Consider the following 14,607-nt stretch of genomic DNA (forward strand, 5'->3'; position numbering starts at 1 on the left):
CTTATTTCGCTTTCTTTAATCCATGACCACGTTCCAGTTCCTCCCGAATCCGTCGTCCTGCAATTTCGCAATACGTCGGTTCAATCTCGAATCCGATGTAATGCCGCCCCGTACGGATGGCGGCAATGGCGGTCGTACCCGAACCGATGCAGTTGTCCAGCACCACATTGCCCTCGTTGGTATAGGTACGTATCAGGTACTCTATCAAGGCTACCGGCTTCTGTGTCGGATGATAGAATGCTCCTGTCTTGTGTTCCTTGGGTATGGAAATGACAGAGGTCGGGTACTTGTCTTCGGCAACACGCACCGGAGCCAGTTTCATTTCACCGTAACAGCGGTTCGTGAAACCGTCCGTCTTGCGGCGTCCATGATTCCTCCGTTCCAGTGGACACGGCGTCATTTGAGGATGATATACCGGCTGACGGTCGTAGAACACGATGATGTCCTCATGCTGGCGTAGCGGCATCCGGTTGGCATTCAGGTGACCCGTTACCCGGTCTTTCCGCCACACGAGGTTATACCGCCACATCCGGGGTTGCGAGAGCATGAGTTGCGCCGAGAAAATGCCCTGCGCAAAGAGGATAACGGGGCTTCCCGGCTTGGTGATCCTGCGGTACTGTTTCCACAACGCTTCGAGCGGTATCTGCCTGTCCCAGTGTGCCGCCTTGTTGCTACGGTTCAACACGCCGTAAGGCAAATCCGCTATCACGGCATCGACACTGCCGTTCGCCATGAGCTTCATACCCTCGATACAGTCCATATTATATATGTTGTCAATCTCTATCATGGCTTCCGTTTTTACTGTTTCTCACGTCCGTTCACCAGATAGACGAAAGTGCCGTATTTCAGCTTTACCTTATTTTTTTTGATAGCTTTGCCGATGGCATTGCTCGTTTTCTGATAGGCATTCGTAGCGGCTTGCATTCCCCATTGCGAGAGACTGTTGCCGTAACTGCCGGTATTCATGTTCAGATTCCCCGACACCGCACCGCTTGCCACATCCTTGCTCGTTTCCCGGAACTGGCTGTTCGGTACATAAAGTCCTTCCATGCCGTCCGTGTCGTAAAGGGACAGGCTGACCTTCACCAGTTCGTCCTCGATGAGAATGCTGGTGATGTTCCCCTTCACACGCCCCGACGAGAAGCCGCTCATGGTGGCATACAGATACGACCCTCGTTTGACCACGCACTCGTTGATCTCCACGTCGTCGAGCAGACGCAACCGCACACGCGAGCCGTCCACCGCCTTGATGTCCTCGTCGATAATGGCCTTTATCAGTTTCGGTTCACGGGCATTGACCGCAAGCGTATTGAAGTAATCCGAAGCCGTCTTTACCTTGCGTACCACTTCGCTGGGCGGTTCGTTCTCTGACGGCGCTTTTACCGAACGGCTCTCTTCCTCTATTTTTCCCTTGACCTCTATGGTTGCCGTCGGGGGTTGCGCCGATGCGGTACTGTCCGTATCGGTCGCTGGTAATACCTCATTGCGTCCTCTCAACCTTGCTTCGGCAAGGGCTTTCTCCAGTTCCGCGAGAGCTTCTTGCTCGCGTGTCTTGGCATCGGCAATTTGCGCTGCCGCAGCCTTTTCCTGCTGTTGCTCATCGAGCAAGGCGATGTCGTCCACCGTGTATTGCGATTCATATTCTTCCTTGTTGTCATCGGGTTCATCTCGTTCTATGTTATCCACTGCGGAGTAATCCTGTATCTTACCCCATGATTTGGCCATGTTCTCGTACTTGCTGCCTATGCCGTCACCGCCTTTAAGCCGGGCATCCGGCAAATCGGGGTTCAAAAACTCCGTTGTCTGCAGCGTCTTGTCCGGAATCTCCGCCGTTTCGGTATGAAACAGGTCGAAGATGAAGTACGATGCAACCAGAAGCGGGATATACAGGACAGCCGGAAGCATATACTTCGGCTCCCTGAAATTGATTTTATCAAATATCTTCATCATACATCTTTTAATTGAGTTGTACATACTTGCCTTCAATGCTGCAGTTTTTCAGCACTTCTGCGTTTTCCACTCCGAATGCGATCAGGATGCTGCCGCAACCGGGAGAATCGCCGCGTGTTCCGTCCGGGCGGTAAAACCGGATGCGGTGGCGCAGGAATTTCATGCCCGTCGCTTTCTCGAAAATGACGTCCTGAAACATTTTGGAATCGCAACGGTTGAACAACAGCGCGATGCCGTTGCCGTGTTCCGCCAGCTTTCGGACAAACTGTTCGATAAGGGGACGCGAGTACGGAGGATTGAGCCATACACGCCCTTCCCATTTCAGGGACAATCCGTCCATGTTCCGGTCATACATGACTTCGGCGGTCGGCCACAACGGACGGACAGGGGCGCAAGGGTCAAGGTCGAACCTGCCTAACGCTTTCAACACCTCCTTCGGGGTGTACCATTCGTCCGACGAGCGGACTGATTTTTCAAATCGTGTATTCATAAGCACTCCTTTATTGCGGTTCATATTTCTTGTTCTCGTTCCGATTTTCCCTTATTTCACCCCCTTGCAGCCTCTTGTGTCTTTCCCGTAGCACCGAATCCTGCATTTCCGTCGCCGTGCGTGTCGGCCGGCTGTTGCGGTATGCCATTGTAATGCGATAGATGTTCCAAGTGAACCCTCCGATAGCGAAACCAAAGACGATGACCAGAAAAAGTATCCGGTGTGCGTTGGCGAATCCCTGCACCTTGGCGGCAGCCTTGTCAATGCGTGTCGCTTGGGCGAACTTTCGTCCGGCGGACACCTCCCGCTCGTAACGGTCTTTGTATTTCGGATCGTTCTTGTCCGGCATCTTTTCACCGAAGAGCATCCGCCTGAATCCCTTGATATTCATAAACTCCATTGTTTAGTAGTTGATCTTCGTTTTCTGTTCGATGTCCTTGTTCAGCAGGGTTCGCCAGTTCACGATAAGCAATCCGTGCGGGTTGTTTTCTGTTCGGGGCACACGCTTGAGTTGCCCCGCCGTGACCAGTTCCCGCATGAGGATGTTGCTCCGCCGCTCAATGCGTTGCCGTCCGTAGTAAGTGAACTCCATCTTCTCCTTGTTGAAAGCCACGCTGTCGCAATAGATGGAGAACACCGAACTCGTACCCAAAATGTTGGAGTAGAAACCCTTTTCCTTGAGCGTGTTGTATTGTGCCAACCCCGTCTCATCCACCAGATACATCGCTTTTTCCATCGTATAGCGGATGTATTTGTCATCCGGCGGTAACGTGAAAAAATAATGGTGGAACATTTCCACATGGCTTTTGGCTTCCACGTCAAGCGTTTCGTCTATTGTCGTGCGGTTCACGAGGATAGGCACGTTGCCGTCCAGCACATACACCTTCTTCTGCGCATCCGAGACCATCGTCCGGGCTGTCCAGATACTTGACAAGCTGATGATGACACATCCCACGAGAAAAGCGGTACAGATGATGCCCACCAGTCTTATTTTGTTTTCCAAATTCTTGATGACCATCGGTTATTCCCTTTTACCGTTCAACATCTGTACATATTCCGTGTGCAGCATGGGTATGACCGCATCCAGAAGTTCCGTCAAAAGATTCTCGAACTCCGCCGAGAATATCTCCACGTAATAGCCCTGCATCTCCACGTGGACAAGCACCCACCAGATTCCTCTTTTGCGCTTACCTGCGTTCCGCTGCAGCAGGGCAAGACGCAGCTTGTACGTCAGGTACGTCACCAAGGGGGCGATGTACCGGTCGTCGTACTCGAAGGCTTCGTCCAGTTCTTCATACTGCGGGTCGATGCGGTGGTTTTCCGCCACCTCGCAAACCTCTTTTCTCGCTCGTTCCTGCGCAAAGGACATGAATTTCTCATCCTTGCACCAACTTTTGATTTTCTCTTGCAATTTCATGTTATTATGATTTTTATTGGGTTTATATTATCTTTTGCGGATTATCTCATGATGCCGCCCAACCCTCCGGTTGCCGTCATCTTCGCCTGCTGTGCCACGCCCTCGCCGAAGTTTCGGGTAGAGAATGCCGTGTCGCCCTCCGGTATCATCCATGCCGCCAAGTCCGGAACAAGGTTCAGGCACTTGAGGGCTACAATCGAAGCCGCCATCAGGTAGCCTGCCGAGAAGAACGAGTTTTGCAGGTAGGCAGCCATCGTCTGCTCGCTGGCGGTTATCGCCGTCAGGTTCTCGATTTGGATGCACAATACAATGTCAAAGAGCAGCAGCACATAGAAGCCCACGAAGTAGAGCATCGCCCCGTAGAAATGCACCGTCAGATAGCGTGTCAGCCACTTCGCCCAAGCACCTTCCCATTTCGGCAGGATGCTGAACGCCCACTGTATCGGTCCGAAAATCGTCAGCATTCCCAACAGGATTTGTTGGCAGTAAATCGTTGCCCACCAACCGATTCGGAACACCACGAGGGCAATCAACATGATGATTTTGTCTATCCCCACGATGACTCCTGCCGTCAAAGACGTGAACCACAACTTCGCCGCATCCTTTTCCATGCTCGTCACTTCGTCCACGCCGGTCTGCTCCATTGTCGCCTCTATCAGATTGGGATCGGATGTGCCCGTGTGGGCGACATCCGCCTGCGCCTGCAGGTTCGTGTACATCGTGTCACGCACATGGATGAGCTGTTGAACTTCCTCGAACCTGTCCGATATCTGTGAAGCTTCAGCTTCGTACAAGTCATGGGTGTACGACCCGATGCAATTCGGGATGTAGGACAGAAAGTCCAGAAAACACCAGTTGTTCCGGCTCCCCGCCATACCCGTGTCCGCAGGCGGATACCACCAGCAGATGATAATCGACACGGCAAGCGGCCTAAACAGCTTCATAACGTCCAACGGCTCGTGCTTTACCATCATCTTGTAGGCGATACCTGCCGCCATGACGATGGAGAACAGTGCCGCGAGTGCCATGCACATCTGCAATATCCACCAAAAAGGACCCTGCGCACCGGTAAAAGTCGCGTCCGTCAGAAACTCGTTGGTCTGAAAGATGACATCATCTATTTCCTCCTCCAACAGGTTGATGCCGAAATCCGAAAGTATATCTCCGTTTGCCATAGCCCTGTCTTTTTATTTCCCTCTGTTTACACTCTCGTTGTCATCTTCGCCGTTTCCGTTGCCGCCCGATTGCGAGCCACACACCGCAAGGCGTGATTCCTGCCACCGGCTCATGGCATTGCGGACAATGCCGCCCTTATGCAGGGTACGGTTGTCCGTTGCGTTCAGCAGTGTGCTTGTTGCCGTTGCGTTCTGACGCTTGGCGAGGTAGCTCACTAAAATCTCGTTCTGCCGTGCCACATCCTCGTAGATGCGCAGATACTCCTTCTTTCGCTGGGCGTTTGGCATATAGGCGTCTTTCGTGGCGTTGATGGCGCACTGATAGACGTGGTAGTATTCCGTCCACCGTTCCTTGTCGGCCGGAGTACCGCCGGACAGGAGAATACGGTCGATGTTGCGCCGGAACCGTTCCATCTGTCTGCTGACCTTATCGCCCTCGGCAAGCCACGCGATGTCCACCTGCCGGTCGGCAACGTTCAACGCCTCGACCTTCGCCCGCTTGACCAAAGCCGAATCAATGGCTTCCGCTTCGTCCACCTGGTTGTAGAGATTGATACCGGCAAGTGTGCGGAACGAGAGCTTGTTTTTGGCCGCCGCCGACTTCTTGTATTTGTTGTGCAGCACGGAATAATAGAGGTCGGGCGAGAGTGCGCCCGTACCGGTTTCCATGACCGTTACCTGATTCTGTTTCGGCGAATCATGGTTGTACGTTACATACTGTGCGTGTACGGCTGTCGTTACGGTGACCGCCACTGCCATGAGTAATAGTTTTCTGTTCATATTCTTCTCTTTTTGTCGTTAATAATCCAGTCTTCCGGCTCCGCGCCAACGCCCGAAGGCGTCATCGAGAATCTCCCGCATGGTGCGGGAGCGATATACCTTTGCTTTCCAATAGCCGATGCGCACTTGAATGTACCGCCATGTCTCGAAATAGGCCCGGTTCAGATGCCGCTCGATGTTGTCCAATGAGCGGTTGATGGCCTCCAACACCATCAGCAGGTCGGAGGTCGAGCAGGCGGCCGCTCCGGTGGCATACAGCACGAGGTCGCTCACGGACTTGTAGAGCTGTTCCCCCTCACGGGCAATCGCCCTCAGCCCCCTCGCATTGATGGAGATAATCAGGGTATCTGCGGATTCGATGCGTCCACGTTTCAAGATCTTCGCATTGAAATCCTCCAACAACGATTTATAGTCGCCGATACGGTCGCTGACCGATGTATAGGTATTCTTGACGTTCAGCACCGTGCGCAACGACTGGTACATGACGTCGATGGCATCGAACGCACGGGTGTATTTGTCAAGGTCAATATTCAACTCTTTATAGTCCCCAACTTCTTTACAGCTGTACTCGTGCAACAGCTTGTTGCTGTACTCCAAGGTGCTACGAGCCAACAGCAGGCTGCGCTGCTTCTTGTGGTCGTTGATGTAGGCTTCGACGGAGACTATATCGAAAGTCCACTGCGCCTTGGCGATACCGGGCAGCAGGGCGAACAGCACGACGGCAATCTGTATGGTACGTTTCATGGCCGTACCTCCTTTCTGCTATTCCTGCTGTTGCCGCTCCGAAGCGTCCGTGCATTCTCCACCCAGCGGTCATGGCATTCCTCCACGAGTGTCAGCCTACGGCCTTCGTCCGTGTCCAGTCCGGGCAGCACATCCTTCATCACGTCAAGGATGCTCCGCTTGTAGTGCATCATCTTTTCCAGCGATACCAAGTCGGCATATATCTTGGTGATTCTGCTGTCCACCTCTCGCGCTATCTCAAGGCGGTCGCTTGACCACAGCAGATGGTACACGTCGCCTGATGGTGTTTCTTCCGTCGGTGCGCTGCGGGCGTATTCCGTCGTGATTTTACAGGACGGATGTTCACGGGCGATTTCGGCTATCCGGTCGTTTACCAGTTTAGCCTTTTCCGCATCCGAAAGTCCCGGATCAAGGGTCAGCACGTCAGCGACGTGTGTGTCCGTATATTCCGAAGTGAGTTCCCACTTGATTTGGATAATGGTACGGTGTATTTTTATGCCGAGAAAATATTTCGGCTTGCGGGCAATGGAGACCGTAGCCCTGAATGTGATGATACCGTTGATATTCGGCATGGTCGCCTTGCGTACATACGAGTAGCCGTTCCATGCTCCGCCGTCCTGCCAAGTAAGACCGTATGCCGCCTTGCAGTCCTGCATGATGGCAGGGATGCGGTAATAGTCATCCGTCGCCACGCTGTTGTCGTCTGCGGCATCCGACTTTGCTTGGGCATAGTCGGACTGTTTCTTCTTCCACTCCGCGAGTTCGCCTTTCAGACGGTCTATCCGTGTCTTGTTCGCGTTGTACTGCTGCCGGTACGTCGTCGCATCCTCAATGCTCGCCGTACTGATTTTCTTCAGCAGGACAGCGTTCTCGTTTTCCAATGCCCCGATTTGCGCTTCAATATTGGCCGCTTGGCTGTTCGCCTCGTTCAATAGCGCGTCCAGTTCCGAAAGGTCGAGGTCGTTTTCCGTCACCGAGGTCTGCATGGCGCACTCCTTGGTGTGGGCATTCAACGAGCTGCCGCACTTGCGGCACTTGTACTGTGTCGAGCCTTGTCCGAGCGTAACCCCGTCGGAACAGGTCACGCTGATGGTCACGCTCTCGCATCCCTTCAATTTGGCTGCGTCCGTTGCTTGGTAATAGTTTCGCGCACCGGAAGATATATAATAGGTGTAGCCGTCCTCGTTCTCGTTGAACTCCGCAAGCCGGACATTCAGTTGCGCCCGAAACGTGTTCAAGTCCATCGAGTAGGAATCGAAGACTTCCTCATAGACGACCTCTTCTTTGTTCCAGTTTTTGCTCACATGGATTTCGTATGCGTATGCCTTTTTGGTCTGCTTGTTTTTCTTGCTGATGATATAGGCACTCATCCAATAGTTGATGCTGTAGCTGAACCCGTCGTTCTGGTTGTTCAACTGCTGCACGCGGTTTCTTGACCAACCGGCATATCCTTCCGAGTTGGCAAGTACCTGTTCCCGTTGCGAGGCATCAGGATAGAAATTCGGGTCGCTCGTGTTGAACCGCACCCATGCGCCCCCGTTCAGGATGCTGTTGTCGTCCGTCGGAGGATAGTAGTCGCACAGCGATACGCTCCCTTGGTCACGCCGGGCAATGTACCACCGCTGCGTGTAATAGTTCCCCATCGCTTCGTCCAGGTAGTCGGTCATCCATGCCGTGAGGTTGTAGTTGCTGAAGTTGAACAGACCGGCCACGTTGTCCGGACCACCCACCATGTCAATCAGCAAGCCGCCGATGTCATGTTCCGCCTGCTCGAATAGACTCCCGTAGTGTTCATACAGGTTGCCGATTTCTTCAACCTTTCCACCCAGCAGGTCATGGAACGAGCTGCTTTGCAACAGGGCGTCACCAAGATTGGCAATGCCTGCCGTTGCAAGGCCGACCCCCATGTTATAAAGGTTGTCGAGGTCGCTTTTCAGGTTCTCGTGGGTGAAGTTGCCCGGTATGCGGGCGAAGTTGTCCATCATCCGCTGCCAGTCGATGTTTCCCGTTTCGGAGAGTTTCAGCAAGGGGGCAATTTCCGGATTGATTTCGAGAAAGGCGATGTCCGAAAAGGTCAGCGTGCTGTTGGTCACCACGCTCTCGAACTGCATACACAGACTTTTGGTATCATCGCAGACTTTCATCAGGTAACTGCCCCAATAGATAGCCGTTTGCGGCGAATGGAGCATCTGCTTCGCCACCACCCATATCTTGGGCATGATTTTCTCCGCCACCATCCGGTAGATGCGCCGGTAGTAGTAGTTTTCCGTACGGCTGTTCCAGATGCCGAGGTCGCTCAGGGCTTTATGCTCCAAGAACTTGGCCGCGAATATCCCGGCGGTAGCGACCTCCGCTGCCGTGTAGTGCTTGAGGACGTCATCGACCTGCTCCCGGTAGTACCCTTCGGCGACCGCTTCCGTACCGAAGGCGGCCACCATCGCCGCAACGGTACGGGTGTCGTAGTTCACGCTGTAATACTGGGCGTGAACCGTCTGGCAGAGTGTGACCGAGGCGATGGTCAGGATAAGGAGTAGTCGTTTCATGGCTGCAATGTTTATTTGGATTCATGCACGGGACGGAGGTTGAGCACACGCCCCGTCTCGTTTACTTTTTGTGCAAAAGGCAGGGACTTCCCGATACCGCTGGCATCCCAGTCCCGGCAATATGCCTCGATAGCTTCCTGATGGCTGCACCGAAGTTCCTTCTTGTAAAGCTTCAGTGCCTCCTTTTCCGCCCGTTCGGTCGTGTAGGTCATGTAGCACTCGTGCGGCTCTTCCACGCCGTACACGCCGCTGGTCGTCCCCCGACGGATAAACACTTCGCGGAAGAAGCTGCGCCCATCCTTGTTCTCCAAGCGGTTGATGGTAAATATCTTCTTGCAATCCACCTCGGTCAGACCAAGAATCTTTCGGATTTCGTCAAAGCGTTCCTTGAACTTGCTCTGGTCAAGCAGCATCACCACGTCCGAGTTGTTGATGATGGCCTCCTTCACGATTTCGCTGCCGATGATGTCCTGTATCTCCTGCGTCACCACGCCGACAGAAGCCCAAAACTTACGGGCGGTCTTGTACATGAACTTGATGTATTCCGCCATGAGCGGGCTGGCAATGGCCTTCCACGCCTCTTCGATGACAAGGACTTTACGGTTCTTCTTGATGCGCATTTTCTGCAGGAACACGTCCATGATAATCAGTGTGACAATGGGAAACAGTTTCTTGTTTTCCTTGATTGCATCCACTTCAAAGACGATGAATGTCTCGTCAAACAGTGCCGAATCCACATTCTCATTGAGAATCTTCTCATACGCGCCTCCCTTGTAGAACGGCTGCAGCATGGTCGAATAGGTCGAGTAGCTGATTGTCGTGATGTCATTTTCGGTGCAGATCTGCTCCAGACGGTCGAATGAGTAGTCAAAGAATGAGTTGAAGTTCAGTTCCGACACTTTGAGAGCCGCCCGCCGTGCCTCAAGCACCTCTATCTGTTTGCGCACCATCTCATCCACCTCTCTGGGTGGTTTGTTTGGGTTCTTTCGGCTGGCCGCCGCAAACAGGTTTTTCAGCAGTACCTCCCGTTGCTCGTCGGTGTATCTTGTAAATCCGTTGAAATAGGCATCATAGTAGTCTATGATTATCTGCTCGACAATGCGGAACTCGATTTCGGGAATCTGGCTGTCCGACCCTTTCCAAATCATCAGGATAAGGTTCTTGAGGAAGTCTATCTTCTCGATATTGTATTCCTCCCGGTTGATGCGAAACGGATTCATCGTAATAGGCCGTTCCTCGGTATAGGAGATATACTTGCCGCCCAGATACTCGCACAGTCCCTCGTATGAGTTCCCCGTATCGACCATCACCACATCCGTTCCCTGCTCATGGAGCTGGCGCACGACCGAGTTCATATGAAAACTCTTGCCGCTGCCCGAAGGCCCCAAACAGAAAAAATTGGAATTATCAGTCAGTTTATTCTTTCCCTCTTTTCCCGTGATGTCGATAGCCACCGGCACGCCCTGACGGTCGGTGTAGTAAATCTTCAGCGGCGTTTCCTCGCTGTGCAGCACACGCTCCTTGTACATCAGGCACATCGCCGCATCGGAAAGGGTCAGGAAACGGTCGTATTCCTCATTGAGCGTGTAGCAGTTGCCCGGAAACGAACCGACGAACAGTTCCAGTTGGTTGTATGCCCGCTTGCTGATATGGATACCCATACGCCCGAAAGCGTTTTCCAAGTGGTTCGTACACTTTTGCAGGTCTGCACCGGCAGACACGGCCACCACCATGTTGAAGTGTGTATATACCAGTTGCTTGCTCTCACGGGCGATGACTTCCTGCACACGCTTGATGTCCTCGACCGCCATCTGGTTGTTCGGATTGGGAATGCTCGCGTGGCGGTTCTTCTTTTTGTCGAGCAGCGACAGCTCACGCTTCTGGTTGGGCAGGAAGATGATTTGGTTATAGACCACTGTCTCGGCGTTCGGGATGCTGTCCACCACCGACACCAAATCGACGGGCATTTCCGTGTTGTTGACCTCGATATTCGTGTACGGACGTATCATCGAGGGCAGTGCGGCGCAGTCCACATCCACAAGGCTGTACACCTTGCAGCGTTTGTCGCCCATCGACACGGTTTCATCGTCCGCCTTGAAGTTCGTCATCGACACGGTGCGGTCTTTGAAGTTCATGGCGAAGTAACGATCGACGTACTCGCTCGCTTCGGCTTTGTTCAGGAATCTGGCCTGTACGCCGCCGTCACGTAACTGGTCGTGCACTTTACGGATTTTCACAAGGAAGTCGCGCCACTTTTTGCTATCGAACGAGAACAGACGGCTTTTCTTCGCCTCTTGCGTGATGGTCAGGTAGCAAAGGCTGTCCGTGTAAGGACGTCCCTTGAAATAACGAAAATAGGATGAAGACAGGAACTCCTGACCGTCAGTCGGTTCGCTCGCAAACTGTTTCCTGACGAAGATGTCCTGCTTGTGGATGGCGTACCCTTCGCCCAACGTCTGCGCAAGGGCGGTGAACAAGTGTGTGAAGTCGTAGTAACTGTCAATGTCCGCCGAATATTTCTGTACCGGATTCTCTATCTTAAGTACGGCGGAATATTCGCCGGTCTTGGTGTACAGCACACCCACACCGTCCGTTTCCTCCGCCGAGAAATAGATGTCCTGAAAGATTCGCTTGCGCTTGCCGCCCGTACCGAACGCATAGACCGACAAGGCCATACCCGCGCACAAAGCGACAAAACATAAAATGATGTATAGGGTCATTTCGATATACGTGTAATTAAATAGGGGCAGGTTCGCCTTGCTTCAAGACAAACCCACCCGCGTTCAACAATCAATAAAGCCATGCACATTGCCGTGATGGTTTTTCTTTCGTCAGATCTTGCGCGAGTGGGCATACACATACACACCCGGAACGACCTTCTTGCTATGCAGTCCTTTCCGCTGTTTGAGGAGGATGAGCACGATACCGGCCGATACGACGGCTGCCAGCACGACAAGCCCGGCAATGAAACCGAGCAGGCAGTAGGCGGCGACAAAGCCGACAATGGCTCCGCACGTCGTCACCGCCGCCCAATATATATACCGGCCTTGGATGCCCAAAAACTCAAGAGGCCGTTGCAGTCCCTTGAACAGCGGGTAGTCCGGATAGCGTTCGTCCTTGCCTTTCATACTTATCCTTGATGTTTAAGCGGCAATACCGAAGAACAGAGGCAACGCCTTGGCCGCCGCAATGAGGAAGATACAGGCTCCCACGACCATCATGATCTTCTTCTTGACGTCCTGCTCCTCGTTGTTCATGGCGATATATACCGAGATTGCACCCACGATGGCCACAACGCCGGCAATGGCGTAGCACAATTTCACCATAATAGGCACATACTTGGCAATCTCCTCCGCGACAGTGGATAATGCGCTCGTACCGGCGGAATAGTCGCCTGCGGAGTTCTGCGCTTTCGCCACCATGCCGGACAGCAGCATGAAAGAGAACATCATTACTTTGGTGGGGATTCTGTTGACGAATCCGAATGCCTTGCGGCACAGTTGTTTGGTTTTCTGAAACATACGTTTACTTTTTTAGTGAATACTTTATTTGTCTGCGACCTGATACAAGTAAGGTTATATGCGGTAGCCGAAGAAAGCCGGGAAAACATAGAATGCCCCGATCAGGAACAGGCACGCACCTACAAGCGTCATTATCGACTTGGTGATGCCGTCCTCGCCCGTGTTCATCTTGATGTATATCTGACAGACGGACACGATGACGTAAACTCCGGCGATAGCGCAACAGATATACTGGACATAGAGCATCATCGTCACCACGAAGTCGTGCATCGTGGCCAACGCGTCCGCTCCCCAGCTATAGTTCACGCTGCCGCTTTTGGCAAAAGTCGTGTAGGGGAACGGGAGGCACAGCGCACATAGAATCTTTTTAGCTTTCGACATCTCACAACCGGTCTTGAATTGGGTTCCACTTTATTTCCGGTCGGTTGTCTAACCGTCCCTTGGAAATCATAGCCTTGTACATCTCCTCCGACGTGCGTGCGTCCGACAGGTAAGGCGTGGTATCTTCCATCTGTTCCTCCGCCTCGGCCTTCAGGCGTTCCAGCTTCTCCTGCGCCGTTCCCTGTTTGTCCTTGACGTCCTCCTCAGGGGATGTTTCGGAAGAGGTAGCCGTACTTTCCGTATCGTAGTTCTCGCTACCGATACTGAAGCCGGTCTCGCTTTCCGTGACAGCCACACTCTCTTCCTCGTCCGGTGCGCCGAGGTCGAAAACCTCCTCGTCCGGTTTGTCCGTTCCCTTTTTCCCGTAGAGATCATGCGCTATGATGACGGCGTAGTAAATGATGTAGGCAACCGTCAGGACAATGGCAAAAATGAAATATGAGTTCATGTATTTAGTATGAATATTAAAATTTGTATTAGTATGATTTTGCAAAGAAACGCACGAAATATAAAACCATAAAATAATTGAGCATTAAACATCTATTTCGTTAATGAGATTTGTGTAAGTTTCAAAAATCGAACTATTAAATCGTACTATATTGCAGTCTCCATGGAGGGAAATGGAGAAATCGGGGCATAAAAAAAGCCCTCGTGGTGGAGAGCTTTAGGTGGCAAAAGAGAACATTGAATATCAGCGTTTCTTTCCGCGCAGGTAGTCGTTCAGGTCTTTGTATTCCGCATAGTGGCAGGATTCATCGCTGACACGTCCGCCATACATCCCGGCAATGGTCTCTGTGGTTCTCTGCCCGGCAAGGTCATTGTCGAGATAACAGTGAATGTCCGAATACTCCTGTAAACGTGCCAGCGTCTTTTTCAAATTGTTTACCGAGTTCATCACGAGGTAGTCGCATGGTATGGCAAGACAGACCGTCCGGTCGCCTGCCAGTTTCAGTGTCATATAAGAAAGAAAATCCATGAATCCCTCGAAGACACAGACGTTTTCCTGTGTCTCTTCTGTTAGATGTCTTATCAATGAGATGTCCTTGTTGTTCAGGCATCCCTTGTAATAGGCGTTGCGCACCTCGTAACCGCCTGAGATATTGCCGAATGCGAGAGCAAAGTAATGATGGCCTCGCAGTTCGTAATGCACCTCCTTGCAATACATACGGCTGATGTCCGAATCTATAAGCCGGGATTGGAGGTAAGAGAACAGGGCGTGATGACGGAGTGGAATCACAATCACGTCTTTCATTTCAGCCTCCACCGGTCGGGGAGGAGCGGTCGGCATACGGGTTCTCGGTAGTGATGCGCCATTTACAAGCCTCTCGATATACGCCAATGCCTCGCTTACGCTGTCCGTCCGGCAAATGTATTTTACCAGTTCCACCAGGTCGCCGCCGGTCGCCTCACCGAAATCGTACCATTCATTGATTCGGTCATTTACCTTGAACGACGGGGTACGCTCGTTCCGTAACGGTGAGAAGTACCAGTATTGTTCCGACTTTATATGCTGTGCATGGTGGCCGAGCTGTGCCAGAAAATCCACGATACGCACTTGTTTTGCTTCTGCTATGGTCATTTTTCTTTCAGTTATATCCGAGACAGA

16 protein-coding genes are annotated in these 14,607 nt (G+C 52.4%); all 16 read right to left on the reverse strand.

Annotation, left to right across the window (positions count from 1 at the left end):
* Position 1 precedes the first annotated feature (1 nt).
* Complete coding sequence (locus tag C5O23_RS04345) at positions 2 to 787, reverse strand: DNA-methyltransferase (RefSeq protein WP_107031729.1); 786 nt, start codon at positions 785 to 787, stop codon at positions 2 to 4.
* Positions 788 to 798: 11 nt separating this feature from the next.
* Positions 799 to 1,950 carry a conjugative transposon protein TraM gene (traM, locus tag C5O23_RS04350; RefSeq protein ID WP_005680011.1) on the reverse strand — a complete coding sequence of 384 codons (1,152 nt, stop codon included), beginning with the start codon at positions 1,948 to 1,950 and terminating at the stop codon, positions 799 to 801.
* A 7-nt stretch (positions 1,951 to 1,957) separates the two neighbouring features.
* On the reverse strand, positions 1,958 to 2,440 hold the full coding sequence (locus C5O23_RS04355) for a DNA N-6-adenine-methyltransferase (RefSeq protein ID WP_008669741.1): 483 nt from the start codon (positions 2,438 to 2,440) through the stop codon (positions 1,958 to 1,960).
* 10 nt (positions 2,441 to 2,450) lie between these two features.
* Positions 2,451 to 2,831, reverse strand: a complete 381-nt coding sequence (locus C5O23_RS04360; protein WP_004301338.1) for a hypothetical protein — start codon at positions 2,829 to 2,831, stop codon at positions 2,451 to 2,453.
* 12 nt (positions 2,832 to 2,843) lie between these two features.
* Complete coding sequence (traK, locus tag C5O23_RS04365; protein ID WP_107031730.1) at positions 2,844 to 3,458, reverse strand: conjugative transposon protein TraK; 615 nt, start codon at positions 3,456 to 3,458, stop codon at positions 2,844 to 2,846.
* Positions 3,459 to 3,461: 3 nt separating this feature from the next.
* Positions 3,462 to 3,857, reverse strand: a complete 396-nt coding sequence (locus C5O23_RS04370) for a hypothetical protein (protein WP_107031731.1) — start codon at positions 3,855 to 3,857, stop codon at positions 3,462 to 3,464.
* A 41-nt stretch (positions 3,858 to 3,898) separates the two neighbouring features.
* Positions 3,899 to 5,032, reverse strand: a complete 1,134-nt coding sequence (locus tag C5O23_RS04375; protein WP_008645383.1) for a membrane protein — start codon at positions 5,030 to 5,032, stop codon at positions 3,899 to 3,901.
* A gap of 12 nt (positions 5,033 to 5,044) precedes the next feature.
* Entirely contained in the window at positions 5,045 to 5,812 is a 768-nt protein-coding gene (locus C5O23_RS04380) for a DUF5045 domain-containing protein (protein WP_107031732.1), read from the reverse strand.
* A gap of 18 nt (positions 5,813 to 5,830) precedes the next feature.
* Entirely contained in the window at positions 5,831 to 6,556 is a 726-nt protein-coding gene (locus tag C5O23_RS04385; RefSeq protein WP_107031733.1) for a hypothetical protein, read from the reverse strand.
* Entirely contained in the window at positions 6,553 to 9,099 is a 2,547-nt protein-coding gene (locus tag C5O23_RS04390; protein ID WP_107031734.1) for a GumC domain-containing protein, read from the reverse strand. Before C5O23_RS04390 ends, C5O23_RS04385 begins: the two co-directional genes overlap by 4 nt.
* Before the next feature lie 11 nt (positions 9,100 to 9,110).
* Complete coding sequence (locus C5O23_RS04395; RefSeq protein ID WP_107031735.1) at positions 9,111 to 11,819, reverse strand: TraG/VirB4 family ATPase; 2,709 nt, start codon at positions 11,817 to 11,819, stop codon at positions 9,111 to 9,113.
* Positions 11,820 to 11,930: 111 nt separating this feature from the next.
* Positions 11,931 to 12,227 (reverse strand): DUF4133 domain-containing protein, encoded by a 297-nt coding sequence (locus tag C5O23_RS04400; protein WP_004320446.1) that lies wholly within the window; start codon positions 12,225 to 12,227, stop codon positions 11,931 to 11,933.
* 15 nt (positions 12,228 to 12,242) lie between these two features.
* The gene (locus C5O23_RS04405; RefSeq protein WP_008669756.1) at positions 12,243 to 12,620 is read right to left on the reverse strand and encodes a DUF4134 domain-containing protein; all 378 of its coding nucleotides are present in this window, start codon (positions 12,618 to 12,620) and stop codon (positions 12,243 to 12,245) included.
* Between the two features lie 54 nt (positions 12,621 to 12,674).
* Positions 12,675 to 13,001 carry a DUF4134 domain-containing protein gene (locus C5O23_RS04410; RefSeq protein ID WP_107031736.1) on the reverse strand — a complete coding sequence of 109 codons (327 nt, stop codon included), beginning with the start codon at positions 12,999 to 13,001 and terminating at the stop codon, positions 12,675 to 12,677.
* A 1-nt stretch (position 13,002) separates the two neighbouring features.
* Positions 13,003 to 13,449 carry a hypothetical protein gene (locus tag C5O23_RS04415; protein ID WP_107031737.1) on the reverse strand — a complete coding sequence of 149 codons (447 nt, stop codon included), beginning with the start codon at positions 13,447 to 13,449 and terminating at the stop codon, positions 13,003 to 13,005.
* Between the two features lie 243 nt (positions 13,450 to 13,692).
* The gene (locus C5O23_RS04420; protein WP_107031738.1) at positions 13,693 to 14,580 is read right to left on the reverse strand and encodes a toprim domain-containing protein; all 888 of its coding nucleotides are present in this window, start codon (positions 14,578 to 14,580) and stop codon (positions 13,693 to 13,695) included.
* Positions 14,581 to 14,607: the final 27 nt, after the last annotated feature.

Origin of the sequence: Duncaniella muris, assembly GCF_003024805.1 — a bacterium.
GTDB lineage: Bacteria > Bacteroidota > Bacteroidia > Bacteroidales > Muribaculaceae > Duncaniella > Duncaniella muris.

Bases quoted from the DNA above. Each gene is read 5' to 3' on its own strand.
- C5O23_RS04345 (WP_107031729.1), bottom strand. From the start codon at position 787: ATGATAGAGATTGACAACATATATAATATGGACTGTATCGAGGGTATG.
- traM (WP_005680011.1), bottom strand. From the start codon at position 1,950: ATGATGAAGATATTTGATAAAATCAATTTCAGGGAGCCGAAGTATATG.
- C5O23_RS04355 (WP_008669741.1), bottom strand. From the start codon at position 2,440: ATGAATACACGATTTGAAAAATCAGTCCGCTCGTCGGACGAATGGTAC.
- C5O23_RS04360 (WP_004301338.1), bottom strand. From the start codon at position 2,831: ATGAATATCAAGGGATTCAGGCGGATGCTCTTCGGTGAAAAGATGCCG.
- traK (WP_107031730.1), bottom strand. From the start codon at position 3,458: ATGGTCATCAAGAATTTGGAAAACAAAATAAGACTGGTGGGCATCATC.
- C5O23_RS04370 (WP_107031731.1), bottom strand. From the start codon at position 3,857: ATGAAATTGCAAGAGAAAATCAAAAGTTGGTGCAAGGATGAGAAATTC.
- C5O23_RS04375 (WP_008645383.1), bottom strand. From the start codon at position 5,032: ATGGCAAACGGAGATATACTTTCGGATTTCGGCATCAACCTGTTGGAG.
- C5O23_RS04380 (WP_107031732.1), bottom strand. From the start codon at position 5,812: ATGAACAGAAAACTATTACTCATGGCAGTGGCGGTCACCGTAACGACA.
- C5O23_RS04385 (WP_107031733.1), bottom strand. From the start codon at position 6,556: ATGAAACGTACCATACAGATTGCCGTCGTGCTGTTCGCCCTGCTGCCC.
- C5O23_RS04390 (WP_107031734.1), bottom strand. From the start codon at position 9,099: ATGAAACGACTACTCCTTATCCTGACCATCGCCTCGGTCACACTCTGC.
- C5O23_RS04395 (WP_107031735.1), bottom strand. From the start codon at position 11,819: ATGACCCTATACATCATTTTATGTTTTGTCGCTTTGTGCGCGGGTATG.
- C5O23_RS04400 (WP_004320446.1), bottom strand. From the start codon at position 12,227: ATGAAAGGCAAGGACGAACGCTATCCGGACTACCCGCTGTTCAAGGGA.
- C5O23_RS04405 (WP_008669756.1), bottom strand. From the start codon at position 12,620: ATGTTTCAGAAAACCAAACAACTGTGCCGCAAGGCATTCGGATTCGTC.
- C5O23_RS04410 (WP_107031736.1), bottom strand. From the start codon at position 13,001: ATGTCGAAAGCTAAAAAGATTCTATGTGCGCTGTGCCTCCCGTTCCCC.
- C5O23_RS04415 (WP_107031737.1), bottom strand. From the start codon at position 13,449: ATGAACTCATATTTCATTTTTGCCATTGTCCTGACGGTTGCCTACATC.
- C5O23_RS04420 (WP_107031738.1), bottom strand. From the start codon at position 14,580: ATGACCATAGCAGAAGCAAAACAAGTGCGTATCGTGGATTTTCTGGCA.